29 protein-coding genes are annotated in these 25,309 nt (G+C 45.6%); 16 read left to right on the top strand and 13 right to left on the bottom strand.

Annotated features, from left to right (window positions below; translation table 11 throughout):
• Positions 1-11 precede the first annotated feature (11 nt).
• Positions 12-860, bottom strand: a complete 849-nt coding sequence (locus Q9312_RS09830; protein ID WP_309204453.1) for a sugar nucleotide-binding protein — start codon at positions 858-860, stop codon at positions 12-14.
• 243 nt (positions 861-1,103) lie between these two features.
• On the opposite strand from Q9312_RS09830, the gene Q9312_RS09825 reads away from it, so the two are divergent.
• The 3 genes from Q9312_RS09825 (at position 1,104) to Q9312_RS09815 (ending at position 3,151) form a co-directional block, all read left to right on the top strand.
• Positions 1,104-1,442 (top strand): P-II family nitrogen regulator, encoded by a 339-nt coding sequence (locus Q9312_RS09825; RefSeq protein ID WP_309204452.1) that lies wholly within the window; start codon positions 1,104-1,106, stop codon positions 1,440-1,442.
• Positions 1,443-1,459: 17 nt separating this feature from the next.
• Positions 1,460-2,710 (top strand): ammonium transporter, encoded by a 1,251-nt coding sequence (locus tag Q9312_RS09820; protein WP_309204451.1) that lies wholly within the window; start codon positions 1,460-1,462, stop codon positions 2,708-2,710.
• Between the two features lie 201 nt (positions 2,711-2,911).
• The gene (locus Q9312_RS09815) at positions 2,912-3,151 is read left to right on the top strand and encodes a CDGSH iron-sulfur domain-containing protein (RefSeq protein ID WP_309204450.1); all 240 of its coding nucleotides are present in this window, start codon (positions 2,912-2,914) and stop codon (positions 3,149-3,151) included.
• A gap of 23 nt (positions 3,152-3,174) precedes the next feature.
• Here Q9312_RS09815 and Q9312_RS09810 read toward each other — a convergent pair whose 3' ends face one another.
• From Q9312_RS09810 to Q9312_RS09800, 3 genes are all read right to left on the bottom strand, one after another.
• Positions 3,175-4,185, bottom strand: a complete 1,011-nt coding sequence (locus Q9312_RS09810; RefSeq protein ID WP_309204449.1) for a serine/threonine protein kinase — start codon at positions 4,183-4,185, stop codon at positions 3,175-3,177.
• Positions 4,182-5,507 (bottom strand): MATE family efflux transporter, encoded by a 1,326-nt coding sequence (locus Q9312_RS09805; protein ID WP_309204448.1) that lies wholly within the window; start codon positions 5,505-5,507, stop codon positions 4,182-4,184. Before Q9312_RS09805 ends, Q9312_RS09810 begins: the two co-directional genes overlap by 4 nt.
• Positions 5,508-5,575: 68 nt before the next feature.
• A complete protein-coding gene (locus tag Q9312_RS09800; RefSeq protein ID WP_309204447.1) occupies positions 5,576-6,295 on the bottom strand; it encodes a ComF family protein in 720 nt (239 codons plus the stop codon).
• Between the two features lie 33 nt (positions 6,296-6,328).
• On the opposite strand from Q9312_RS09800, the gene Q9312_RS09795 reads away from it, so the two are divergent.
• From Q9312_RS09795 to Q9312_RS09750, 10 genes are all read left to right on the top strand, one after another.
• The gene (locus Q9312_RS09795) at positions 6,329-6,739 is read left to right on the top strand and encodes a hypothetical protein (RefSeq protein ID WP_309204446.1); all 411 of its coding nucleotides are present in this window, start codon (positions 6,329-6,331) and stop codon (positions 6,737-6,739) included.
• Between the two features lie 163 nt (positions 6,740-6,902).
• On the top strand, positions 6,903-7,961 hold the full coding sequence (bioB, locus tag Q9312_RS09790) for a biotin synthase BioB (protein ID WP_353961558.1): 1,059 nt from the start codon (positions 6,903-6,905) through the stop codon (positions 7,959-7,961).
• Positions 7,962-8,016: 55 nt separating this feature from the next.
• On the top strand, positions 8,017-9,192 hold the full coding sequence (locus tag Q9312_RS09785) for an aminotransferase class I/II-fold pyridoxal phosphate-dependent enzyme (protein WP_309204445.1): 1,176 nt from the start codon (positions 8,017-8,019) through the stop codon (positions 9,190-9,192).
• A 19-nt stretch (positions 9,193-9,211) separates the two neighbouring features.
• Positions 9,212-9,994: a pimeloyl-ACP methyl ester esterase BioH gene (gene bioH / locus Q9312_RS09780; RefSeq protein ID WP_309204444.1), complete on the top strand. Its 783-nt coding sequence runs from the start codon at positions 9,212-9,214 to the stop codon at positions 9,992-9,994.
• Between the two features lie 127 nt (positions 9,995-10,121).
• On the top strand, positions 10,122-10,493 hold the full coding sequence (locus tag Q9312_RS09775) for an alpha/beta fold hydrolase (protein ID WP_309204443.1): 372 nt from the start codon (positions 10,122-10,124) through the stop codon (positions 10,491-10,493).
• Entirely contained in the window at positions 10,483-11,319 is an 837-nt protein-coding gene (gene bioC / locus Q9312_RS09770) for a malonyl-ACP O-methyltransferase BioC (RefSeq protein ID WP_309204442.1), read from the top strand. The genes Q9312_RS09775 and bioC overlap by 11 nt, the downstream gene beginning before the upstream one ends.
• Positions 11,320-11,370: 51 nt before the next feature.
• Complete coding sequence (gene bioD, locus Q9312_RS09765; protein ID WP_309204441.1) at positions 11,371-12,027, top strand: dethiobiotin synthase; 657 nt, start codon at positions 11,371-11,373, stop codon at positions 12,025-12,027.
• 36 nt (positions 12,028-12,063) lie between these two features.
• On the top strand, positions 12,064-12,789 hold the full coding sequence (locus Q9312_RS09760; protein WP_309204440.1) for an aspartate/glutamate racemase family protein: 726 nt from the start codon (positions 12,064-12,066) through the stop codon (positions 12,787-12,789).
• A 295-nt stretch (positions 12,790-13,084) separates the two neighbouring features.
• Positions 13,085-13,621: a hypothetical protein gene (locus tag Q9312_RS09755; protein ID WP_309204439.1), complete on the top strand. Its 537-nt coding sequence runs from the start codon at positions 13,085-13,087 to the stop codon at positions 13,619-13,621.
• 42 nt (positions 13,622-13,663) lie between these two features.
• Positions 13,664-15,055: a trypsin-like serine peptidase gene (locus tag Q9312_RS09750; protein WP_309204437.1), complete on the top strand. Its 1,392-nt coding sequence runs from the start codon at positions 13,664-13,666 to the stop codon at positions 15,053-15,055.
• 171 nt (positions 15,056-15,226) lie between these two features.
• Here the strand turns inward: Q9312_RS09750 and panC are convergent, their stop codons facing one another.
• From panC to Q9312_RS09705, 9 genes are all read right to left on the bottom strand, one after another.
• Complete coding sequence (panC, locus tag Q9312_RS09745; RefSeq protein WP_309204436.1) at positions 15,227-16,078, bottom strand: pantoate--beta-alanine ligase; 852 nt, start codon at positions 16,076-16,078, stop codon at positions 15,227-15,229.
• A gap of 30 nt (positions 16,079-16,108) precedes the next feature.
• Positions 16,109-16,906, bottom strand: a complete 798-nt coding sequence (panB, locus tag Q9312_RS09740; protein WP_435408736.1) for a 3-methyl-2-oxobutanoate hydroxymethyltransferase — start codon at positions 16,904-16,906, stop codon at positions 16,109-16,111.
• Between the two features lie 5 nt (positions 16,907-16,911).
• Complete coding sequence (locus Q9312_RS09735; RefSeq protein ID WP_309204435.1) at positions 16,912-17,571, bottom strand: deoxynucleoside kinase; 660 nt, start codon at positions 17,569-17,571, stop codon at positions 16,912-16,914.
• Positions 17,572-17,588: 17 nt separating this feature from the next.
• Positions 17,589-18,077 carry a 2-amino-4-hydroxy-6-hydroxymethyldihydropteridine diphosphokinase gene (folK, locus tag Q9312_RS09730; RefSeq protein ID WP_309204433.1) on the bottom strand — a complete coding sequence of 163 codons (489 nt, stop codon included), beginning with the start codon at positions 18,075-18,077 and terminating at the stop codon, positions 17,589-17,591.
• Complete coding sequence (gene pcnB / locus Q9312_RS09725; protein ID WP_309204432.1) at positions 18,074-19,420, bottom strand: polynucleotide adenylyltransferase PcnB; 1,347 nt, start codon at positions 19,418-19,420, stop codon at positions 18,074-18,076. The genes folK and pcnB overlap by 4 nt, the downstream gene beginning before the upstream one ends.
• Before the next feature lie 87 nt (positions 19,421-19,507).
• On the bottom strand, positions 19,508-20,386 hold the full coding sequence (gluQRS, locus tag Q9312_RS09720) for a tRNA glutamyl-Q(34) synthetase GluQRS (protein ID WP_309204430.1): 879 nt from the start codon (positions 20,384-20,386) through the stop codon (positions 19,508-19,510).
• A 52-nt stretch (positions 20,387-20,438) separates the two neighbouring features.
• Positions 20,439-20,891 (bottom strand): RNA polymerase-binding protein DksA, encoded by a 453-nt coding sequence (gene dksA / locus Q9312_RS09715; RefSeq protein ID WP_309204428.1) that lies wholly within the window; start codon positions 20,889-20,891, stop codon positions 20,439-20,441.
• 203 nt (positions 20,892-21,094) lie between these two features.
• Positions 21,095-21,817: a DNA/RNA nuclease SfsA gene (gene sfsA, locus Q9312_RS09710; RefSeq protein ID WP_309204427.1), complete on the bottom strand. Its 723-nt coding sequence runs from the start codon at positions 21,815-21,817 to the stop codon at positions 21,095-21,097.
• 111 nt (positions 21,818-21,928) lie between these two features.
• Positions 21,929-22,270, bottom strand: coding sequence for a Rieske (2Fe-2S) protein (locus tag Q9312_RS09705; protein ID WP_309204499.1), 342 nt, complete (start codon positions 22,268-22,270; stop codon positions 21,929-21,931).
• A gap of 68 nt (positions 22,271-22,338) precedes the next feature.
• On the opposite strand from Q9312_RS09705, the gene Q9312_RS09700 reads away from it, so the two are divergent.
• The 3 genes from Q9312_RS09700 to pepB all read left to right on the top strand — a co-directional run bounded on the left by Q9312_RS09700 (position 22,339) and on the right by pepB (position 25,239).
• A complete protein-coding gene (locus Q9312_RS09700; protein WP_309204426.1) occupies positions 22,339-23,142 on the top strand; it encodes an alpha/beta hydrolase in 804 nt (267 codons plus the stop codon).
• Positions 23,143-23,250: 108 nt separating this feature from the next.
• Positions 23,251-23,835: a GTP cyclohydrolase II gene (gene ribA, locus Q9312_RS09695; protein ID WP_309204424.1), complete on the top strand. Its 585-nt coding sequence runs from the start codon at positions 23,251-23,253 to the stop codon at positions 23,833-23,835.
• Positions 23,836-23,949: 114 nt separating this feature from the next.
• Positions 23,950-25,239, top strand: coding sequence for an aminopeptidase PepB (gene pepB, locus Q9312_RS09690; protein WP_309204422.1), 1,290 nt, complete (start codon positions 23,950-23,952; stop codon positions 25,237-25,239).
• Positions 25,240-25,309 lie beyond the last annotated feature (70 nt).

Below are 25,309 nucleotides of genomic sequence, written 5' to 3'. Positions count from 1 at the left end.
GCGTAATTAGATTACGCCTGGTAGCCATCGCGAAAACTCGGGTATCGAAAGCGATATCCGAGAGACTTCAGTTTATCGTTGCGACAACGTTTTCCCACCGGAGCCAAGTCGCCATCGTTAATGATGATTGTTGGCTTTGGGTAATTGAAGTTTTGCGCAATATGATTAGCAACCTCCAATAAGGGCGCCGGATCATCGTCACTGGCCAGTAACAAAGGATCCAACCTAGCACCTTTCTCAAATTGAGCGATTAGAAAATTGAGTACACCAATACAGTCTTCTTGGTGAATGCGATTGCTGAATTGAGCGGGTCGTTTTTGAATTTTAATGCCTGCTTCGACGCGTTTTTTAAAGTAGTTACGCTCGCTACCGTAAATACCGGAAAAACGAACCACAATATTGTCGCTGCTTTGTTGACGTATCAGTTGCTCAGCCTCTAACAAACTTTGACCTTTGCTTGTCGTCGGTAAGGTAGGTGATGACTCATCAACCCATTCACCGTCATTATGAGCATAGACGCGGGTCGAAGAGACATAAATAATTTTCGGGGATAATTCTTGCGCTTGTAAAATAGCTAACAGATTGCTTGTCGCATCGACATAGGCACGTCGATATGCATCATCAGATATTTCATCCGGTGATAGGGTGACCACAACATAATCTAAATGAGAGAGTTCGGTTGCCCTTTCTGAGTCTAGGAAGCTTTGTGGTGGCTCTGCTAAATCCCATTGAATGCTAGCGACACCAGAGACGGTAATGTTGCTGCGTGCTAATCCAATAACATGATGGCCTTGCTCAATTAACACCGGCGCCAGTGCACGCGCTAATTTACCAAATCCTGCTAGTAGAACTTTCGCCATTGAAATTCGCCGTCATGATTGAAAAAGAAAGGCGCGCATTATGCCATAGAATGTCGAAACCTAAATCCTGCACTTTTTTGAATCTTACCCTACCAACCAACGGTTACTTTTGCACAAATAGGGTGCATTTATGCTCGAAAATTAACAATCTTCGGCGAAAGTTAGCGGAAAGTGAAGTTGGCACAATGCCTGCAAAGACCCCGATAGACAAATAATGAAACAATTAAATTAAAGGGGACTGATATGAAACTAGTGGCGGCAATCGTTAAGCCGTTCAAGCTCGATAGTGTCCGTATCGCTTTAAACGATGCGGGTATATCGGGTTTAACGGTAACCGAAGTGAAAGGATTTGGTCGTCAACGCGGGCATACCGAGTTGTACCGTGGCGCGGAGTACACCGTTGATTTTTTACCTAAAGTAAAAATCGAAGTTGCAGTACCCGATGACAAAGTCGATGAGATCGTTGAAGCAATCTTAGAGCACTCCAAAACCGGCAAAATAGGCGACGGCAAAGTCTTTGTTTATAACTTAGAAAATGTCGTGAGAATAAGAACTGGAGAAGTCGGCGAAGAAGCGATTTAGCATAGGGGATAATAATAATGAATGAATTAAAGTATGCGTTAGACACCTTTTATTTTCTGGTATCAGGTGCCTTAGTTATGTGGATGGCTGCTGGCTTTGCAATGCTCGAGGCTGGGTTGGTTCGATCAAAGAATACCACTGAAATTTTAGCGAAGAATGTGGCGCTGTTTGCTATCGCTTGTACGATGTATTTGTTATTCGGATACGCGATTATGTACTCAAGTCCTGAAGGTGGAATCATGCCGAATTTCGGCGCTTTGCTTGGGTTAGAAAACAGTGCTGACGATGTCGCGGCGGGTAAAGCGAACCACTCGTTATACTCTGACTTTTTCTTCCAAGTTGTGTTTGTCGCGACGGCAATGTCCATTGTTTCTGGTGCCGTTGCTGAGCGCATGAAATTAACGGCTTTTCTGGTGTTTTGTATTGTTCTGACGGGTTTTATTTATCCGGTTGAAGGTTACTGGAAATGGGGAAGCGGTTTTCTACATAAAATGGGCTTCCAAGATTTTGCCGGCTCTGCGGTGGTGCATATGGCTGGCGCAGCAGCGGCGTTGGCGGGTGTCATTTTACTTGGCCCGCGTCGCGGAAAATACGACGCTAAAGGAAATGCGAAAGGTATTCCAGGAGCGAACTTGCCAATGGCGACCTTAGGTACCTTTATTCTTTGGCTCGGATGGTTTGGCTTCAATGGTGGATCGCAACTTCTTTTATCGGACGTTGAAAATGCAAATGCGGTTGCTCGAATATTTGTTAATACCAATGCCGCTGCCACCGGTGGAGTTATTGCGGTATTTATTTACACAAAAATCTTATACAAAAAGGCCGATCTAACGCTGATATTAAATGGTGCACTTGCAGGATTAGTGGCGATTACGGCAGAGCCTCTAACGCCAACGCCAGAAATCGCGACTTTGATTGGTGCAGCTGGTGGTGTGATTGCAAGCGTATCTGTCTCGTTGCTTGATAAAGTAAAAATCGATGACCCGGTTGGAGCCATATCGGTTCACGGAACCGTTGGGATCTTTGGTGTACTGGCGGTGCCTTTAACCAATGACGGTGAAGGAGTCAGTTTTTGGACTCAGTTAATTGGTTTGGCGGTGATTTTCGCTTGGGTGTTTATCACGTCATTTATCGTTTGGTTCCTACTTAAGATCACCATGGGCATTCGAGTGACTGAAGAAGAAGAGTATGTTGGTTTAGATGTGGTGGACTGTGGATTAGAAGCCTACCCTGAGTTTGCTCCCAGTAATGCTTCTAGTGGACAGTAAATAGTTTAGTAAGAGATTTTAAAACGCTTAACAGTGGTCTTTATAACGCTAATTTTATAACGATAATAATATAACGAGTCTGACTGTGTTGCCCCTTTCGAGGGGCTTTTTTTTGAGTTTATTCATGGCGACTGCCATACTGCAGATACACCTTTTACGTCGATAAAATATCGTTCAAAATATCAAGAGGCAGAAAAAGCTATGGTGGATCCAGTCAGAGCAAGTGATGGCCCGTTTGCAGTAGAAGTTGAAGAGGGAAAAAGTTATTTTTGGTGTGCTTGCGGAAAAAGCAGCCGACAACCATTTTGTGATGGCTCACATAAAGACACCGGAATTACCCCGGTGAAGTTTGTTGCTGAAGCCAGCCGCAAAGTCTTTTTTTGTGGTTGTAAGTCGTCAAAAAAGCAGCCCATGTGTGATGGTTCTCATAATCAATCTTAACGAACATGGGTGACTCAAAAAATTTAATTCCAAGGTTGTGGCGTTGGCTCATTTTGTAGAGTTCCTAGTTGCTCTTTTAGGTTAAGCAGCTGATCTTCCCAGTAGCGCTGAGTGTTGAACCAAGGAAAGTTGTGTTTAAAACTTGGATCATCCCAGCGATTGGCCAACCATCCCATGTAATGAATCATGCGTAAGGCGCGCAGGGGTTCAATTAAATGGAGTTCACGGTCGTCGAACTCTCGAAACTCTTCATAGCCGTCGAGCAAGGCATTGCGCTGTTGAGTTCGAGTTTCTTCATCGCCGGTAATGAGCATCCATAGGTCTTGTACCGCAGGCCCCATTCTCGAGTCATCTAAATCGACAAAATGTGGACCATCAGGTGTCCACATGACATTCGAAGGATGGCAATCACCATGAATACGTAACCACTCGATATCTGACCAGCAGCTCATACGTTGCTCGCAAAGATCGATCAAGGGCTGACATACACTGTCCATTGAAACCTTAAGACTGTCAGGAATGAATTGTTGATCGACCAAAAATTGATAGGGCTCGCGGCAGTAACTGTCCACTGAAATGCTCAGTCGATGTTGGTAAGGCTGTGCACTGCCACGGGTGTGAATACGCGCGATAAATCGACCAAGCCAAGTTAAGGTATCGAAGTCGTCTAAATTTGGTGTTCGACCACCCCGATTAGCGAAAATAGCAAACCGAAAGCCGTGATAACGATGTAGCGTTGTTCCATTGATGAGAGAGGGAGCCACCACAGGGATATCGTCGTCAGCCAGCTCGAGACTAAACTGATGTTCTTCAAGGATCTGTTGCTCACTCCAGCGCTGTGGACGATAGAACTTTACCACAAATTTTTCACCATCTTCCGTACGGCATTGATAGACCCGGTTTTCATAGCTGTTTAACGGTAATAGCGCTGCTTCTGCCATGACGCCAATACTCTCTAAAGCATCCAGCAGAGTATCGGGATCCAGTTGATAAAATGCGGCATTGGTTGCCGAGTCATTAGCTGATTGCGTCATAGTTTTATAAGCGTCCACTGGCGTTTATTCCAAATCCAAGCGTATATGGCGGCTTGAATAGCGCGGTATACAAACTGTATCACCCAAATGGCAGTAAGGCCCCAACCAGCGACGGGGCCCGCAAGATAAGCGAGGGGCAAAAATATAAGCCATTGCATAATCAGTGACACAGACAAGGTCGTTTTAGTGGCGCCGGCACCTTGTAATGAGTTCATTAAAACCAAGCCAATAGCATCAATCATAATGCCGAGTCCCACCAATCTTAGAGGCAAGACGGCCACATTTAATGCCTCTGGTTGGTGTAAAAATAAGCTTAGGATGGCGTGAGGAACAAATATCATTGGCAAGCCGATAACAAACACCACCAACATGGCAATCTTAACGGTATCCCAAGCCCAACGATAAGCGTCTTGTGGTTTTTCTTCACCCAATGCATGGCCAACAAGTGTCGCAGAAGAAATTCCAAATGCAATGCAGGGGAGAATGGCAACGAGGGTGAGGTTCGTTAAGACGTTGGCTGCTGCCAGTTCTTGAGTTCCGACCTGACCGACGATCCAAAATAACGTGGTAAATCCGAGTGCAAAGAACAGCTGTTGTATTGAAGACGGTATCGAGATTCGAATGACGGTGGCTAAGGTTTCACGTTTTGGTAAATGCAATCCAAAGCCAAAGTCTCGGGTATGTTTGAGCGCGAGGTACGTATAAATGAGCGTGCCAGTCATCATCGCAATCGCAGTCCCTAACCCTGCGCCTTGCACTCCCAGCTCAGGCATTCCCCAACGTCCGAAGATCAACACATAATTCAAGAGGATGTTTAGCGTGTGTACGATAAGTAGCGTGCGCAAATAGAAGCCCGTGCGTTTTATGGCGCTCCAGTAACCGCGAAAACAGAAGTTCATGCCAACGAACATGATTGCTGCTAAACGGACTTGCAGATATTCACTGCCATAGGCTACAACTTCTGGGTCTGAGTTTAGCCATTGCAGAAGCGTTTCGGCACTCAGTATCAATGCAATCGATACCGGCGTTGCAATCACTAAGATGGTAATTAGTGCACCATTGAGCGGATTGGCGGCCTCCTGTTTTCGTCCTTCTCCCATGCGGCGCGAAACCATTGCTTGGACTCCCGCAGAGAGACCCATAAATGCAGCCGCAGCGACAAAATTAATAAAACTCGCAAGGCCCACGGCTGCAAGCTGCGCGGTCCCCAAGTGGCCAACCATTGCAGCATCAACTAAATTTAAAATGTTCTGCGACATCATGCCACCGATGATGGGTAGGGCAATGGACCAAATATGTCGGTAGCGTTCGCTTTGGGTCACGTGAATTCTCAACAGAAAAATCTGGCGCTATGGTAACAGATAACCCGTCGATCCCTAAGTCTTTGCTGCTAGCGCTTGCGCGGAGCTTGAGCAATTACCCAGGCTTCAACATAGCGGCATCCTGCTGCTTTAAATGCTTTGGCCAAGGAGTTGACGGTACTTCCTGTGGTATAAACGTCGTCGATTAGTGCAATGCGCGGGGCGACCGCCTCGACGATCGAGAAGGCTTGATTTAGATTACGTCGGCGAGCATTTTCAGATAAACCTGATTGAGCTTGAGTAGGTTTAATTCGTTTTACTGAAGTTAAGCGATACGGCAGGTTTAAACGTTTCGCCAAATTTCGGGCAAGTAATTGAGATTGATTGAATCCGCGCATTTTTAAGCGTTTTGAATGCAAGGGAATAGGAATCAAGCAGTCGACATTAACCCCTGAGTCGCAGATGATTTTTTGAAAAATTTGAAAACCGAACCAAGAGGCCAGTCGAGTATTTTGTTGAAATTTAAACTGAGTTATCCACCAATCAATAGGGTAGTCGTATTCAAACACGCTTATCAACCGGTCAATCGAAGGTGGGCTGATCAGGCATTGCCCACACCGTGACTCCTGCGTTTGTTGATGTCGGTTTATTATTGGAGCCGAGCAAGATAAGCAGTGTCTCCTATCTTGTGGAAGTGACGAATGGCAAGCCGTGCAGAGCCAACGTCGGCTGGTTATTGCTTGATGACATAGCGCACAACTGCTTGGCGGCAGCAGCGCCTGCATAAATGGATAACTTCTCAGCGACATACAAAGTCTATGGTAAAGTGGTTAGGTGTCTTAGTGTTAAAAATTGGCCAACGTCTAACAATGGCTAATAGACGATCTCGGTGTCAGCTAACGCCACCGATTGAGTCGAGTAATGGGAAAGGATCGAGTGTGGAGTATCGAATAAAACAGCTGGGCAACTTGGTGGGAATCACCTTGTTGCTCTTTACTCTTCTCGCGGTTGCTTATCGACTGATCATAGTGATCATTGGGAAACCGCCAGTTTGGCTAAATAATTGGGTCGCGAGCGGACTTTTGGAACTTTGGTGGGTATTGGTGTTGCTATGCTTAACCAGCCTGTCATTCTTTTTTGCTGCTCTGATGTGTATTTTTTGGCAACAGCGGCAGCTCAAAAATGGAGTTAAGCTGACCATTGTGTCCTTTTTCTCGTTGGGTATTTTCTTTCTCGCGCAATGGCTGTTTTAACGCGTTAATTTCTGAATAGCTTGTTCTGAAAAGTTTAAGATGGTCAATAAATGCTCACTTGTTAACCTTTCTTCTCGATTATAATGCATTGACGGTTATCACGATTGACTCAAGCGATTGAGGTTTTAAACTTCGAGGGATATCTAGATTGGGAAATTTACCGATGAACATCGAACAGTATGTACAACAACCTGTGATTCGTCACGATTGGAGCCTCGCTGAGGTTAAAGAGATATTTAACTTACCTTTCAATGACTTAATTTTTTATGCTCAATCGGTTCATCGCCGTTTCTTTAATCCGAACGAAGTGCAAACGTCAACACTGCTCAGTATTAAAACCGGTGCTTGTCCTGAAGACTGCGCCTATTGTCCGCAAAGTGGTCATTACAATACGGGTCTCAGTAAAGAGCAGTTAATGGCTCTTGAAGAAGTTTTGAGTAATGCCAAGAAGGCGAAAGAAACCGGCGCAACACGTTTTTGCATGGGCGCGGCTTGGCGTTCGCCACGTGGTAAAGACTTTCCTGTGGTGCTTGAAATGATCAAAGGCGTGAAAGCGCTTGGTCTCGAAACCTGCGTTACGCTTGGCATGCTCGATGAGGATCAAGCTCAGCAATTAAAAGATGCCGGCTTAGATTATTACAATCACAACCTCGATACGTCGCAGGAATACTACGATAAAATCATTACGACGCGAAGCTATCGAGATCGTCTAGATACCCTACAAAATGTAAGAGACGCTGGTATCAATGTATGCAGTGGCGGCATTATCGGTATGGGTGAACAAGCTTCTGATCGATATGGGCTACTCATGGAGTTGGCGAATATGCCAGAGCACCCGCAAAGTGTGCCGATTAATATGCTTGTTGCGGTTGCTGGAACGCCGCTAGCGGATGTGGAGAAGCTCGATGAAATTGAGTTTGTGCGAATGATCGCTACCGCTAGAATCATGCTCCCGCATTCTTATGTTCGATTATCGGCGGGTCGTGAAGACATGAGTGATGAAACGCAAGCCTTGTGTTTTATGGCTGGTGCAAACTCTATTTTTTATGGCGAAAAATTACTGACAACCGCCAATCCTCAACAAAATGACGATGTCGCCTTGTTTGAGCGTTTGGGCATTCGTCCTGAGCAGCGTAGTGAGGTTGAGCAAGAGCCGGTTCCATCCGTATTACCAGAGAGCGATCAGATCGGTGGTGTTCGCTTCACCAACGCTGCTGTATAGCATGCTTCGGTGTGATGTCAGATCGGTCATTAAACCGTGTTAAAGAGAGCATTGAGTGAGTCATTCATTATCTCAGGTATTACAGCAGCGCTTACAACAAAGGCACGCACAGCAACAATATCGGCAAGTAGCAACGCGCAGTGGCTTGCAAGGAACTCAAGTTACCGTTGCCGGGCAAGCATTACTAAATTTTAGTAGCAACGACTACTTAAATTTAGCCGGTAACCCGTCTTTGATTGCGAAAGTGCAGCAACAACTTTCGTACACTGGGTTGGGATCGGGGGCTTCGCATTTAATCTGTGGCCACAGTGAAGAGCATGAAGCACTGTGCGAAAGATTACAGAACTTTATTGGTGCTCCCAGAGTCATGCTTTTTTCTTGTGGATACATGGCCAATCTAGCTTTGTTGACGACGCTGTTCGAACGCGCTGACCTCATCGTACAAGACAAATTAAACCATGCGTCATTGATCGATGCTGGGCGATTTTCTGACGCCACGCATCGTCGCTTTCGACACCTTGACAATGAGTCATTACGACAACAATTACGCGGCGAGTTTCGGCTTACCGGCGTGGTAACCGATGGTGTTTTCAGTATGGATGGCGACAGTGCAAATGTTGCTCAATATTTAGCAATGCCGGAAATGAACAATAAAACGTTAATTGTTGACGATGCTCATGGCTTTGGTGTTGTCGGTCATCGTGGTGTTGGGGTAACCGAAGGATTGTGGCAAGACCATTCTGAGCAATTGATATTAATGGGGACGTTTGGCAAAGCGCTTGGTAGCGCTGGGGCATTTGTAGCGGGTTCCGCTGTGGTTATCGATGCGTTACAGCAGTTCGCACGGCCTTATGTCTATACCACCGCGCTGTCACCTGTGGCTGCACTGACGACGCTCGTTGCGATCGAGAGCTTGAGTGATCATCCGCAATGGTTGACGCAGTTGCAGCAAAATATAGCTTACTTTCGTTATGCTGCCGAGAGTGAAGGGTTGCCGTTGATGCCATCAACCTCTGCGATACAACCCCTGTTGGTAGGCGATGAATCCAGTTGCTTGACCTTGGGTGAAAAGTTGCGACAACAAGGCTTTTGGGTCGGCGTTATTCGTCCTCCAACCGTACCTCAAAATCAATGTCGGCTACGTATCACCATTACGCGCGAGCACACAGAGCCGCAAATCAAGCAGCTAGTGACGACGCTGGCAAAACTGATCGCAAAGAACAAAGACTAGAGAGGTAACCTTCTTACCAATGCAACCGTTTTTTGAACAGCTGGGTCAAGGCCCTAATCTTGTGTTACTTCATGGTTGGGGGATTCACGGTGGAATTTTTGAGTCGTTATATCCAGAGCTGAGTGAGCACTTTCGAATCACGAATATTGATTTACCTGGTTTTGGCCGCAGCCCATTACCCAATGGTGAATATTCTTTAGAGCGAGTTATCGAACAAGTGCTGTCTGTCGCCCCAGATAATGCCCATTACTTAGGATGGTCTCTAGGAGGTCTAATTGCGTCGGCAATTTCTCTGCATGCTCCGCATCGAGTCGATAAACTAGTGACGGTCGCCAGCAACTTGCGCTTTACGCAAGCCGATGATTGGCCTTTTGCCATGAAATCTGAGGTCATGAATAATTTTATGACAATGTTAGATGAAGATTATGAGAGTACGCTAATCCGATTTTTGGCCATTCAAACGATGGGCAGTCCAACACAAAAAGAAGATATTCAGCGCTTGAAAGAGTCCGTGTTTATTCATGGCCAGCCGTCTCTTAAAGCGCTGCGAGGCGGTTTGAATATTCTTAACCAAACGGATTTGCGTGATAAAGCCGCTGATATATCGCATCCTTGGTTGAGAGTTTATGGGCGTTTAGACGGACTTGTTCCCGTCAAAGCGGCACAACAGATTGGGCAATTAAGTCCGAGTAGCGAAGAATCCGTTTTCCGAAAAGCGAGTCACGCGCCATTTCTATCGCACCCGACAGATTTTTGTCACCAACTGAAAGTGTTTTTGCAACACGGCGAGGCTGATGAATGATCGATAAGCATCAAATTGCAGCTAATTTTTCAAAGGCAGCGAGCACTTACGATGAGTACGCTTTTGTGCAACGAGAGATAGGTGATCGTCTTTTTGAGCGATTGGATCTGATGAAGATCAAACCTGAGTGTATTGTTTTTTGGCCATTCAAACGATGGGCAGTCCAACACAAAAAGAAGATATTCAGCGCTTGAAAGAGTCCGTGTTTATTCATGGCCAGCCGTCTCTTAAAGCGTTGCGAGGCGGTTTGAATATTCTTAACCAAACGGATTTGCGTGATAAAGCCGCTGATATATCGCATCCTTGGTTGAGAGTTTATGGGCGTTTAGACGGACTTGTTCCCGTCAAAGCGGCACAACAGATTGGGCAATTAAGTCCGAGTAGCGAAGAATCCGTTTTCCGAAAAGCGAGTCACGCGCCATTTCTATCGCACCCGACAGATTTTTGTCACGAACTGAAAGTGTTTTTGCAACACGGTGAGCAGATGAATGATCGATAAGCATCAAATTGCAGCTAATTTTTCAAAGGCAGCGAGCACTTACGATGAGTACGCTTTTGTGCAACGAGAGATAGGTGATCGTCTTTTTGAGCGATTGGATCTGATGAAGATCAAACCTGAGTGTATTGTTGATATCGGATGTGGCACAGGTTGGTTTACTCGTAAGTTGAAAAAACGATTTTCACGGGCGCGAGTATGCGGTGTTGATATTGCTCCAGGCATGTTAACACAGGCAAAAAATCATAATGGCTGGTTTGGCAAGTGTCAGTATGAATTAGCTGATATGGATAGGCTGCCTTTTTCTGATCAGTCGGTTGATTTACTTTTTTCGAATTTGTCGCTTCAATGGAGTTTCGATCTAAAAAAGACCATGACGGAATTTTCTCGCGTGTTAAAACCGAGCGGGCTCTTATTATTTTCGACGCTAGGTCCAGACACTTTGCAAGAGTTAAAGCTCGCGTTTTCTAGGGTTGATCAACGGCAACATGTGAATGACTTTCTTGATATGCACCATGTCGGCGATGCTATGTTATCGAGTGGTCTCTACCAGCCGGTCATGGATCGAGAAGCGTTGACGTTCGAGTATGAAACGGTCAAAGGCATTCTCAAAGACTTGAAAGGTATTGGTGCTAATAGCCTAAACGGTGGACGCTCTACGGGATTGATGAGCAAGGGGCAATGGCAATCATTAGTCAAAGCTTATGACGCGATAAAAGCTTCGCAATCGAGTTATCCGGTAACTTATGAAGCTTTGTTTGGGCACGCCTGGGGGGCACAAGCCTCGGCGACGGTAGCGAGTGATACTTATCCCATTTCTCTGTCTTAGTTTCGGTAAAGCAAAACATTCGGAAAAGCAAAATAAAAAGAGTCTAGCCACATGTTACGTCGTTATTTTATTACTGGTACCGATACAGAAGTCGGTAAAACTTTTGTAACTACTCGATTAATAAAGTATTTGAATCAACATGGAACCGTGGCGATGGGCTTTAAACCCATTGCGGCCGGTGCAGAATGGATTGATCAACAATGGCAGAATGATGATGCTCGAGCAATTATGGCCGTCAATCCAGTTCAACAAGAATATGCCTCTATCAATCCATTTTGTTTTGAACAGCCAATCGCGCCACACCTAGCGGCGGAGCGACCACCGAGCGTTATTGAGGTTGTTGAGACGGTAAATCGCTCATTAGCGCAGCAACAAGATATTCAAGTGGCGTTAATCGAAGGCGCCGGCGGGTTTTTAGTTCCTCTCAATGAAAGCGAAAGTTTCGCAGATTTAATCAAGCCTTTGAACGCGAAAGTTATTCTGGTTGTCGGAATGCGTTTAGGGTGCATTAGTCACGCTTTATTAACCTTCGAAGCGATTCAGAGTAGGGGCTTAGACGTTGTTGGTTGGGTAGCGAATCAAATCGACCCGATGATGTCTTGTTACGCCGAGAACTTGGCAACGTTAGAGCGATTATTAGCTGCGCCTTTACTCGGAGAACTCAAGCACAACGCAGAAACTTTTGAACAATTAACGCAAAGCCTATAAGTTAGGCGCATGGTCATATAAAAATAGGATTTTAAAGTGAAAAAACTCGGGCTACTCGGCGGCACCAGTTGGCATTCTACTTTAGATTATTACCGCTTGATCAACCAGGCCGTTCAAGATCAAGAGGGTGGATTAACCTCAGCCGACTTGATGATTCGTAGCGTTAATTTTGCGCCCTTTCATGAATTTCAAGTAACCCACCAATGGGACAAAATTGCCGAACAATTTATTGCCGATGCATTAGCGATGAAATCTGCTGGCGTAGAGGCCTTGGTTATTTGCGCTAACACCATGCATCAAGTCGCCGCCGACGTTGAACAAGGCGTTCAGCTTCCGGTGTTACACATCGCCGATGCGTTAGCTCGAAAGTTACCGACGCCAGCAGCGGGTAAGCAGAATACAATGGTCGAGCGCTCAGCCACTAAACTGGGTGTGCTAGGCACCGAATTTACCATGGAAATGCCGTTTTATCGCGATGCTTTACTGCAACGACATATTGAAATGCTGGTTCCCGAACCTATCGCTCGTAAAGAAGTGAATCGAATTATTTTTGAAGAGTTAGTGACTGGGCAGGTATTGAAAAGTTCGCGCGACTATTACTTGGCACAAGTCGATTGGCTCGAGCAGGCCGGGGCAGAAGCCGTCGTTCTTGGGTGTACGGAAATAGGCATGCTTTTGAATCAATCACTTACCTCGACACCATTGATTGACTCACTTTCAGCCCACGTCGAGTACATTGTCGAATATTCTTTGGATCACTAGAGAAATTTTCGTGGTAGGCTTAACCCCATAACGAATTGACCATCGTCAATAGTTTTCCTGGCGATTCGATAGAGTCAGTTTGTGCTATAACGCTGATTCGCTATTCGACACCGAGGAAGGGATAAATTAACCGCCTCAATCGAATTGTGGTATCGATCGAGTAGTCGTACTGCTCGAATAGTTGTACCGATCGAATAGTCGTACCGATCGAAATAGCAGTACTGATCGCAATAAGTATCCATTGAATAATGTCGAGCAATGCTCGAAATACGAAATGTTAAATAGGTAAATCAAAATGACACAAGCGCCAATCAATGAAGAGCCACGGCATAGCCATTACTTACTAGGCCACGAAGCCTTTCGACAAGCCGCGGAGCAAGATCCTGAGTTTTTCTTTCATATGATGGGATCAGAACAGCAAGCGAACGCAGTGGCGCAACTGGTAGAGCGCGTAAAGTCGATTGCTAACGATGGCATAGACTACGATTTAAATGACTTTAAGGTTCAGTTGACCCAAGTCGAGCAGCGTCCAACCGTGATTATTCAGCTGCCTTTACCGCAGGCGTACATTGAATGCTTGTACTTGGCCGTCGTCAGCCAACATGAATTCTCCGAATTGCAAAACATGGAGGGTAAAGAGCATAAAATAAGTTACTACACCCTTGAGTTAATGGAGCGAGAAGACGGTGGCAGTGGTTTTGCGTTTTGTACTTGGGAAGGCGAATCTCACTTCTTCTTAGCGGAATTGGATGCCGATGCCAACATGCTAAACTTTGTAGAGTTGATCAAAGCCTACATTGCGCATCAAGCCGAGTCGGCTAACGAGTCATAGGTTTATAACCAGAGTTATCAATAATAATAAGAGGTTGATGGTATGGGACATAAAAAAACGTCATTCACTCTAACTGCTGCAACGGTTGCATTGAGTTTGTTTTCGATCGCAATGACCGCTCAAGCACAACAAGAAGAACTCGATGAAAGCGCTGAGCCATTTATTCCGAGCATGAGTGAAGGATTAGATCCTTTACCTCCAGCACAACCTTTGCCCGATGAAAATTCATCTGAGTTTGGCGTCATTGGAAAAGACAGTCGTTTTCGTCCTGGTAAAACCACCGTGTACCCTTACCGTGCTATTGGGCAGTTTACGTCTGAAAAATACAACGGCAAGTGGAGCAGTTGTAGCGGAGCGTTAATATCGCCGCAACATGTTATTACTGCTGCCCATTGTGTCTTCGATATGGACGCTAAAAAGTTTCATAAGCGTATGTACTTTACGCCTGGCCGAGATGGCGATTACATTCCCTATGGCCGTTATGGCGTAACCGATATCTATATGCCTAAGGACTACCCTAACTCGACCATGCGACGAAACAATGCCGATATCGCTGTTGTAAAATTAACCGAGCCCGTGGGCGAGCGTTTAGGTTATTTGGGGTTTGGTGTTTACCAACCGATACCCGCCGATCTAAAACAAGAGATTGCCGATCAACGACAAGCTTTGTGGTCAAAAAACTTAGGAAATTATGACAATTACGTGAAAGAAGCGACACTTTATATGGAGAATTTGGGACGCCAATATCCTAATTATGCGCTGCAATATTTTGGTTACTCTGGAGACACTAAAAATCAAGTTTGGGGTGACTCTTGCTTGACCTATGAAATTGATCGCTTTTCAAATGAAAAGTACCAACAGGTTGGAACCTATTGTGACTATCAGCGCGGTGCCAGTGGAAGCGCGTATTTTGATAAAGGACGTTATGTTCGTGGCGTTATTTCATGGACAGGTGGTAACCGCCAGTCGATGGTACGCGATAGCTCGGGTAAAAGCTCCGGGAATTTTGTTGGGGATGTTGAGTCGGTCACGAATGTCGCTGTTGCATTGAACTCAAATGTTAAACAAATGGTGAGTCGTTGGAAGCGCGATCAGGTGGACGAACAGACGTATCATAAAAAGTTATCGTCAGCGAATAACTTGAAGCAGGTTGAAATTTCAGTTGGCTGTCATGATCGAGTGTGGTTTATTTTGCGTTACAAAAACTCAAAAAATCAGTGGATTAACGATGGTTTCTACGACACTGATAAGCAAAGTCGTGTTAGACGAACGGTGAGTTCTCCCTACTTCTACTATTATGCCGTTAGTCATGACCGACGTCGTAAATGGACCGGTGATGATGGTTTCTTCAAGGTCTTTGACAAAACGCTTGGCTTTCGAAAAAAACAGATGGGTGACGGTTACGTGAAAAAAGTTAACCTGACGTGTAATTGATTTATAGACTTGATTATTGGGTTTGATTGTTAGAGTTGATTTTGATGAGTAGTGGGTTGATGGTGCAACTCCGTTAAATGCACACTACTCATCAAGGATTGAAGTTCTAAACTCAGGGGGACTTTTAATTGAGTCTTTTTAGTGAAGTCTTAATTATTAGTGAAGTCTTAATTAAATATCCACTTCTTGATTATCAATAAGACGTGGTTGACCTAGCCAAGCCGCGGCTGCTATGAGTAACTCTCTATCTTGTTCTTTTGCCGGCTCTAACGTTGCTCGGTTCACAATTTCAAAGTAATCGACCTTAAAGCCATCTTGCTTCAAATGCTTCTGTGCATCTCGAATAAGAGAAGAATAGTCTCGATCACCAGCTTCAATTTGTTTTTGAGTAGCAATAATGGTGGCGCGTAGATGCGATGCTTGGTCTTTCTCTAAATCACTTAGATAGCCATTTCTTGAACTCATGGCCAGGCCATTTTTTTCTCGTACAATCTTACCGCCAATAATGTCGATGGGCATGCACAAGTCGTCAACCATTCGTTTAATCACTTGCAACTGTTGAAAATCTTTCTTGCCGAAAATTGCAATATCGGGTTGCACAATGTTGAAGAGGATGTTGACGATGGTCGTCACGCCAAGAAAATGATTGGGCCGACTGGCGCCGCATAATTTATTGGTTAACTGGTCGATAGCTTTTACTTGAGTATGCTTATCCATGCCACGCGGATAAATATCGTCAATGGTGGGTAAGTATAAAAAGTCAACGCGCTCTGACTGCAGTTTTTCTTGGTCTTGTTGCAGTGTTCTAGGGTAGGCATCAAAGTCTTCATTTGGGCCGAACTGCAATGGGTTAACAAAAATACTCGCAACGCAAATATCAGCATGTTGTTTGGCTTGGTGCATCAAGCTTAGATGACCTTCGTGCAAATTGCCCATCGTAGGCACAAAGGCAATGGTTTTACCTTCACGACGAGCTGCTTTGAGGGCTTCTTGCAGCTCAGACTGTTGACTAAACGACTCCACAGACTCTTCCTTTTTTAGAAGCGGTTTAAGTTAAAAACTGTGTTGCTCAGTGGGAAATTCTCGAGCCTTTACTTGTTTCACAAAAGCCTCAAAGGCGCCTCGAATATCGCCATCAGAATCCGTTAAAAAGTTTTTTACGAATTTGGGAGAGAACTGTTCATTTAGCCCAAGCATGTCGTGCATAACTAATACTTGACCATCACAGTTGACACCAGCGCCAATACCAATGGTAGGAATGGATAACTGCTCACTGATTGATTTTGCAAGAGCCGCTGGCACGCACTCAAGCACGAGTAACTTGGCTCCAGCTTGTTCTACCGCTAAAGCGTCGGCGAGCAACTTATCGGCACTCGCTTGCTCTTTACCTTGCACTTTAAAACCGCCTAAAGCATCGACCGATTGAGGTGTTAACCCAAGGTGGGCACAGACGGGAATTCCGCGCTCTGTTAAGCCTTGAATAGTTTCACTTAACCAGGCTCCACCTTCAAGCTTGACCATATTGGCGCCAGCTTGCATCAACTTAGTGGCATTAAAGTAAGCCTGTTCAGGTGTCGCATAACTCATATAAGAGTAGTCACCGATTAGCAGAGGGACGTTACAGCCTCGAGCAACATTTGCGATGTGGTAACACATGTCTTCGATAGTTACAGGCACCGTTGTTTGGTGTCCTTGTATAACATTCCCCAATGAGTCGCCGATTAAAATGACTTCAACCCCTGCGCGTTCTTGTAGCTTAGCAAAGGTAGCATCATAAGCGGTTAGAACGGTAATCGGTTCGCCGCTTTTCTTTAACTGTTGCAAGGTAGATAGCGTTACTTTTTTCATCATATTTTTTAAATGTTTATGGGTTTAGGGTTGAAATAATGACGACCACTATTGGTTTCTTGAATGCGCTCAAGCAATTGCTGATAGTCGTGTTGATTTTCAACCAAATCAATGCCCGAAGCATTTACAATTAATAAAGGGCTGCCTTGATAGTAATGAAAAAACTCCATGTAAGCGTCGGATATTTTTTCTAAGTATTCTTTTTGAATAATCGCTTCATGAGGAGTGGCACGTTTGCGTATTCGATCGAGCAATACATTAACCGGCGCTTGCAAATAAATAACCAAATCTGGTTGCGGCGTATCAATGGTTAAATTGTCATAAACCTGCTGATACAAACTTAATTCATCGCTATCTAGCGTCACTTGAGCAAACAGTCGATCTTTATCCATTAAAAAGTCGGAAACATACGTCGGAATAAACATGTCTCCCTGACGGAGTTCTTTAAGCTGCCGGGCGCGTTGGAACAAAAAGTACAACTGAGTCGGCAATGCGCCAGCTTTAGGATCTTGGTAAAAGCGCGGTAAAAATGGATTTTCGTCGGCACCTTCAAGCAACAATTCTGCTTGATAATACTCAGCAAGTTTGCGCGCGAGGGTAGTTTTTCCGACGCCAATCGGACCTTCAATTGCAATAAATTTTTTTTGGCTAGGCTCTGTAAGACTCACTCTAGGATCCTGAGAGTTTAGTTCAATTTTTCAATCCCATCTTGGGGCAACGTGGCCACGACTTGCGCGATGTTTTGTCCATCGGGAAAGACTAGATTTGGCGCTAATTCAAACAACGGCAAAATGACGAAGTTCCGTTGCATCATATGATAGTGTGGCACTTTCAATCGTGGCAGGTCAATGGCTTTGTCGCCAAACAATAAGATATCCAAATCTAGGGTTCTTGGACCCCAACGATGTTCTTTTCGAACTCGACCTTGTTGTAACTCAATGGTTTGCAACTGATCGAGTAGGTCTAGAGGCGCTAGGAATGTTCGAAAAGCAGCGACGGCATTCACAAAATCATTTTGGTCTTGTGGTCCAAGAGGGCGGCTTAAGTAGAACGAAGAGCAGTCTATTTGTTGGTCTGTCGACAATGGCTTGAGTGCCGATAAAGCACTCTCTAATTGCTGTCTAGGGCTGCTTAGGTTACTGCCTAAGCCAAGATAAACGAGCGTATCGTTCATGAATTTTGAGGCTTAGACTGCGAGCGCCTTTTCTTGTAGTTTCGACGCTTGCCCGAACGTTTTTTGCCCAAGGCCTGCGTCATACTTCTTTGCCCTTCAGGCGACGCCTCTTGGTAGCGTGTCCACCAACTGGCCGTTGAAGCGAGGGCCTCATCGGCTTGTGCCCTTAAGACCAGAAAGTCATAGGCGGCACGAAACTTTGGATGTTCTAACAGCCGGTAAGATTTATGTGTTCGGTTCTCTAAACGTGGTTGCATCGCCCAAATATCACGCATCACTAAACTAAATCGTTTAGGAATCGATATGAACTGGTTTTGTTCAGCAATCACATGGCCCATGGCTTTGTGGTAGGCATCGTTGTGGCTCATACCTTGCTCAAGCAATTGAGCTTGACGCTGTTGCACTGGTTGCCATAAGAAAACCGCGTATAAAAATGCCGGTGTGATGGGTTTTTCTTGGCGAGCACGCAAATCCGTACTGTCTAATGCGGCCTGAATAAAATTCAAAAAGGTTCCGTCGTCATTTTCGAGCGATTTAGCTGTGGCTGGAAATAACGGCGCGAATAAACTCATTGCTCGCAACTGAGTGAAGGTTTCTTTGGCGTATCCAGCGAGTAATAGCTTATGGCTTTCATCCCAAAGCCGGGCAGCCGAGACATTATTTAGCAGACTGGCGAGAGACGTGATTGGCCGAGCGGTGTTCGCCTCTATGGATAGCCCTAATTTAGCACTGAGTCGAACGGCTCTAAGCATTCTCACCGGATCTTCTCTGTAGCGAGTTTCGGGATCGCCAATCAGCCTTAATTGACGCAATTTCAGGTCGTCTAGTCCACCGGTGAAATCTCGAACGGTGAAGTCGTCACTGGAATAATAGAGCGCATTAATGGTGAAGTCGCGGCGCAATGCGTCGTCTTCAAGCGAGCCGTACACATTGTCGCGCACCAGCATACCGGACTCGTGCTGTTGTCCATGCGGATTCTCTTGACTATGCGAGGCGCGAAACGTTGCAACTTCAATGGTTTCACGGCCAAACATAATGTGCGCGAGCCGAAAGCGGCGTCCGATGATTCGACAGTTTCTAAAAAGCCGCTTGATTTCTTCTGGGGTCGCATTGGTCGCGATGTCAAAATCTTTAGGCTGTAGTCCGAGCAGAATATCGCGCACTCCTCCACCGACTAAATAGGCTTGATAGTTGGCGCTGTGCAAGCGGTTGAGCACTTTCAATGCATTGACGCTAATCAGCTTGCGCGACACATTATGCTCAGCACGAGGCAGAGTAACCGCGTGTGCAGAAGGAGCATTATGAGGGCGCTTAAACCACTTTTTTATTATCTGATTAATCATCAATGACTAAGTCTATACTTAAAATGAGGTGCGGATCATACCAGCAAACCCAAAGATTGGAAGTATTTGCCGCTTTTTTAACCATGCTTATTCAGCTGAGGGAAGAGGGATAGCTCGCTTTTTAGGCAGTTTATCGAGGCTCCAGTGTTGGGTGGCCCAGACTAATTGTTCTTGGCAGGGTGCTAGGTGTAATTCTTTCGGAAGCGGTTGGCCAAGAAACATTAAGGCATTGCTCATGGCTTGGGGAGCGGACTGCTCTAAGACGGCTGGTGCGTAATTTTGCTTACTTAACTTATGGCCAGCCGAATTAACCGCCAAGGGTAAATGCAAATAGTGCGGGACTAAATGGTTTAAATAGTGGTAGAGCTGGGCTTGCTTAAACGTTGAATCAATTAAATCGGCTCCTCGTACGATATGAGTAATGCCTTGATCAATATCATCAACGACCACCGCAAGCTGATAAGCATACAATCCATCTCGCCGGCGTAAAATAAAATCTTCCGCCTCGCCTTGGGTCGGAAGGTGTATTCGACCTTGAAGTCGATCGTCGAAATGATGCACGGGAAAGAGGTGTTTTAAACGTATGGCAGGCTCAGATAACTGTAAGTTTTTATCGCGACACAGATTGGGGTAGTGTCCCGAATGCTCGGCCAAGGTTTTTCGGGTGCATTGGCAGTGGTAGGTAAGCTGTCGCTGCTCTAACGAATCTAAAATGTCTTGGTAACGCCCATGACGCCGACTTTGATAGAGAACCGATTCGTCCCACTCTAATTGAAACACTTCAAGGGCACGAAGAATATCGTCACTGGCTCCTGCTATTTCTCTTGGTGGGTCGAGATCCTCTATTCTAACTAACCATTGACCCTGCTGAGACTTCGCATCTAAATAGCTAGCAAGCGCAGCGACAAGAGAACCAAAGTGCAGTTGGCCCGTAGGTGATGGTGCAAAACGTCCGCGGTAGATCACAGGATGAGCAGAGAAGTTACCCGCTCAAGACTGGCATCTTGAGCGGTAGCGTTTATTTACCAAGCTGTTTTTCTTTTATCTCAGCTAGGGTTTTGCAATCGATGCACAAGTTAGCTGTTGGTCGGGCTTCTAGACGGCGTATGCCGATTTCAACGCCGCATGATTCGCAGTAACCGTATTCGTCATCATCAATCTCTTGAATTGATCCTGAGATTTTCTTTAATAACTTGCGCTCTCGATCTCGAGTACGCAGTTCCAAGCTGAATTCTTCTTCTTGGCTAGCGCGATCGACAGGATCGGGAAAGTTCGCTGCCTCATCTTGCATGTGGTTCACAGTGCGATCGACTTCTTCCATCAACTGTTTCTTCCAAGTTTCAAGAATATTTCTGAAATGCGCTTTTTGATCCGCATTCATATATTCTTCACCTTTCTTCTCTTTGTAAGGTGCTATACCTAAGTTACCTAAGGTAGTCGACGTCGCTGCTTTTTGAGTTTTTCGAGCCATTGACTGCTCCAACTAAAGTAATGGTTAATACTGCTTGTTTAAATGCGACGGTTGGTGAGCAGAAGATAAAAACACAGAAAATTCAACGACTCATCACATCGCCATCGCCTATCCGAGCCGCCAAGCTAAGGGAGATTCATTAAGGCAAACACGCATTATGGGGATTAATCCCAGAAGTTCAAGTATTATCATTCAGCAAAAGGCTATTCGACAGATTCACTTATAACAACTTTGATGGGATGCTTGAGCAGCATTTCGTCATCGGTTATCTCAATGCCATAAGCGCAAATCACGACGCCTGCCTGATGTGCCTTTTGTAACAAGTGCGCATATTCAGGATCTATGTGTTCCGCGGCACTGACTTGGTGAATGCCGGTATGCTGAACACAAAAAATTAAGGCCGCAGAATGCTCACCCTGCTCAGCTAATTCTATCAACTCTCTGAGATGCTTTTGACCTCGTTGGCTCACTGCGTCAGGAAAGTAACCACTCCCGTCTTGCTCTAATAACGTAACGCTCTTAACTTCAATATAGGTCAGGCCTGACGATTGCTCCAGCAACAAGTCAATTCGACTGTTTTCTTGCCCATAAGGAACTTCTCTGCGTACGCTTAAGGGTGCAGAGAACTCTGTTAAGCGCCCGTCTAATAATGCTTCTTCAACAAGCTTATTGGCAAAGTGAGTATTTACTCCAATTCTATCGCCCGCTGGGGTTTCAGAGATAACCCAGGTATATTGATATTTTCGTTTGGGATTTTGCGAGTCTTGCAAATATACCGTCCATCCCTCAGCCCAGCAGTTTTTCATTGACCCGGTATTGGGGCAATGAACGGTAATTTCTTGGCCGTTAGGTAGTCTTACGTCGGCTAAAAATCGTTTGTATCGTTTAATTAACGTGGCTGAGTGCAGGGGTGGTTCGAATTTCATTCACTTGGATCGTCTAGTGGCTAAAGCAGGCATGTTAACCTTTTCACTGAGGCATGTGAAATCATCGCAAAATCAATTAGCTGCTCGCTTGTTCCGCCGCCAATTAAGCTTTTAAACAATGTCTGGTTGATCAAAATCTTTCAATACAACCAGCCCCTTTTCAACGGCGCTTGATAGTCGAGTGAGCCCTTGACCTCGGCAGGGTCCCAGAACGCATTGACCTGTGTAGGGATCAAATTGAGCGCCGTGTAACTGGCAGTAGATATGGTATTCATCGTAGGCGAGAATGTTGTCAGAGTCCGCGTTTAAGCGTGCGTTTGCGTGCGGGCAACGATTTTTAAAAACCTGCGTTTGTCCACGTTTTAACAGTACGATAAGACTGCCCATGCCAGCGACCTCGATAATCTTAGGCTGGCCTTCGCTAAGGTCTGCAATGGAACAAATTATTGTCATCACTGATGCTCATTAGAAACGAACAGTGTTAGCATAGTTGAAAAATAGGTGTCGTGGGAAACAGCCCTGTGCTTTATCTTTTCGTTATTCTTTTAATGTCAGTGGGTATTTATTGGTCAATTTTTTGGTTGTTTCAGAATCGATTTCTTTTTCCAACCCATAAAGTTCAAGACTACTCTGTAGACGTTGCTCAACTGGAGTTGCCGAAACAAACCGACGTTATCCATTTAGAGCACAGCTTCGGTCACACTGAAATTCACTTTGTACGCTGTTCAAATCAGCCCGCACCAACGGTCTTGGTTGCACACGGCCAAGTGGGACTGATTGATAGCTGGCACGCTCGAATGCAAGGATTGCTCGAGCAAGGATACCATTATTGTTTGGTTGAGTTTCCGGGTTATGGTCGCAGTGAAGGCAAAGCGAACGAGCGAACACTCAGTGAAGTATTTGTCGCAGCCTACGATTACTTGGTTCAGCGGGATGATGTCGATGCAACACAAATGATTGGGTTGGGGCGTTCGATGGGCGGTGGGGTCATTTCATTGTTGGCTACCCAACGCTCGCTACAATGTTTGTGGTTGCTATCTACGTTCACCAGTGTTCGACCATTTTTTGCTCGCCGCGGAATTCCAGGGTTCTTATTGCACAGTCCTCTAGACAACCGCAAGCGGTTGCGCCAGCTACAGTTGCCAACCTTGTTGGTGCATGGTTACGCTGACAATGTCATTCCGGTACAGCATGCTCGTGACTTGGCCGCAGTCAATCCTCGAATAGAGCTAGTATTAGAGAATGGCGATCATGATACGACGCCGCAAGATTGGGATGAATATTGGTCAATGGCCTGTCATTTTCATCGTCAATTAAGCGTTTGATCAACTGAATCTATTATTATTTCGTGATCAAAATTCAGCTTTTACCTGCAATGATGTAAAATAGTCGGATTGATAGTCAGGTAAAGCACCATTTGCTGGATCTAAATTATGTCGTTAGTCGATGCCGCAAAAGCGAAGTTACCCACCCAATGGGGTGAGTTTGAAATTCACGCATTAGAAGACAAAGATAGCCAAAAAGAGCATGTCGCCTTAACCATGGGCGATCTGTCGGGTGATGAGCCTGTGTTGGTACGGGTGCATTCGGAGTGCCTAACGGGTGACGCTCTGTTTAGTATGCGCTGTGATTGCGGTCCACAGTTAGAAGCAGCGTTACAAAAAATCTCTGAGGCTGGTCGTGGCGTATTGCTTTATTTGCGACAAGAAGGTCGCGGCATAGGATTAGTCAATAAAATTCGCGCCTATGCGCTTCAAGACCAAGGAATGGATACGGTAGAAGCCAATGAGTCATTAGGCTTTGCTGCCGATGCCCGAGATTTCACTCTGGCAGGTCGAACGTTGCAGGCGTTGCAAGTGAGCAAAATCAAACTGATGACCAATAATCCTCGCAAAGTGGCAGCACTTGAAGAAGCCGGAATAGACGTGGTTGAACGTGTGCCGATGAAATACGGCAAGAACCCGCACAATGAAAAGTATTTATCGACCAAGCATGGAAAGTTAGGTCATCTATTTTAAAAGACACTAATCGACTGATAAAAAGGACTTTTTTGCTGGCCGAGAAAGCAGCAATGCAAACCAATTCATGCTAGTGTATACATCAAATTTTTTGACTTCGAACAAGGGGTAGAAATGACCGCTAGTCTATTGGTGACGCTATCAGAACAACCAGCACAAGGTATTTGGAACACCAAAGCGCCTTTATCGTTTGATGGAGAACAGGCTTGTATTCACGTGACAAGCTATTTGCCGCTTGAAACCATCCAATCGGGTTGTCGTCATCTGCAGGCGTTAGGTTTTAAGAGCTTTAAGCTGTCAGGCGAACATTGGACATTTGAGCGTCAGTTTGCTTTCGCTCAAGCGGCTTATTCACCAAAAAGTACAGCCGAAGTCGAGTTTGCTGAGCTAGAGGCCTCGTCTCTGGAGCAATTGAACTACTTAACCCAAATTAGTTATTGGACTCGAGAGTTAGTCAATCGAACGCCTGAAGATCTAAGCCCTTTGAGGTTGGCACAAGATGCGGCTGATTATATCGCGGCATTGGCACCAGACAATGTGCACTTTAGAATTGTGAGCGGCCAAGCTTTAGTTGATGAAGGCCTTATTGGGATTCATGGTGTTGGGCGTGGCAGTGATCGAGAAGCGGCATTACTGGAATTAGACTTTATCCCCGATGGCTGGGGTGATGCCGCGCCTGCCGTGGCTTTAGTGGGGAAAGGGATCACTTTTGATTCCGGTGGTTATAGCCTCAAAGCCAGTGAGTCGATGTTGCATATGAAGTGCGATATGGGTGGTGCAGCGACCGTGGCGGGAGCATTAGCTTTAGCCATTACTCAAGGACTGGATCGGCGAGTTAAACTCTATCTTTGTTGCGCAGAGAACCTAGTTTCAGGTCACGCTTACAAACTTGGCGACATATTAACCTACAAAAATGGTGTGTCTGTTGAAGTTGTTAATACCGACGCAGAAGGAAGGCTGGTGCTCGCTGATGGGCTAATATTGGCGAGTGAGTCAGGTGCTGAGTTAATTTTAGATGCCGCCACACTGACTGGCGCAGCGGTAACCGCGGTTGGTGAACATTATATTGCGGTATTCAGTTTCGATGATGGTCTTGCGCAAAAAGTATTGCAAGCGTCGCAACAGGTGCAAGAGAAACATTGGCGATTACCACTAGAGCCGTTTCATGTGGCCGCAACGCCATCAAGTTACGCAGATACGGCTAATAGTAAAGCGGTGAAAGGTGGTGGTCCTGGTGGCGCAAGTAATGCTGCCGGATTTCTTTCACGGTTTATTAGCAAAGGGCGCCGGTGGGTACACTTTGATTTGGCCGCCTGTATGAATGGATCCGAGACCGCCTTTTTATCGGCGGGTGGTACTGGCAAAGGTATTCGAACTTTGGCGAAAGTCATCACAGAAGAGTAACTCGAGTCATTTTGGGTAAGTTTTCTCAGCAGTCATTGACTGAGAAGAAGATGCAATGTGATGTTAAGCC

The sequence above is a fragment of the Pleionea litopenaei genome (assembly GCF_031198435.1).
Taxonomy (GTDB): Bacteria; Pseudomonadota; Gammaproteobacteria; order Enterobacterales; family Kangiellaceae; genus Pleionea; species Pleionea litopenaei.
Note: the sequence above shows the minus strand (reverse complement) of the source record. Positions and strands in the feature narration are given on the sequence as shown.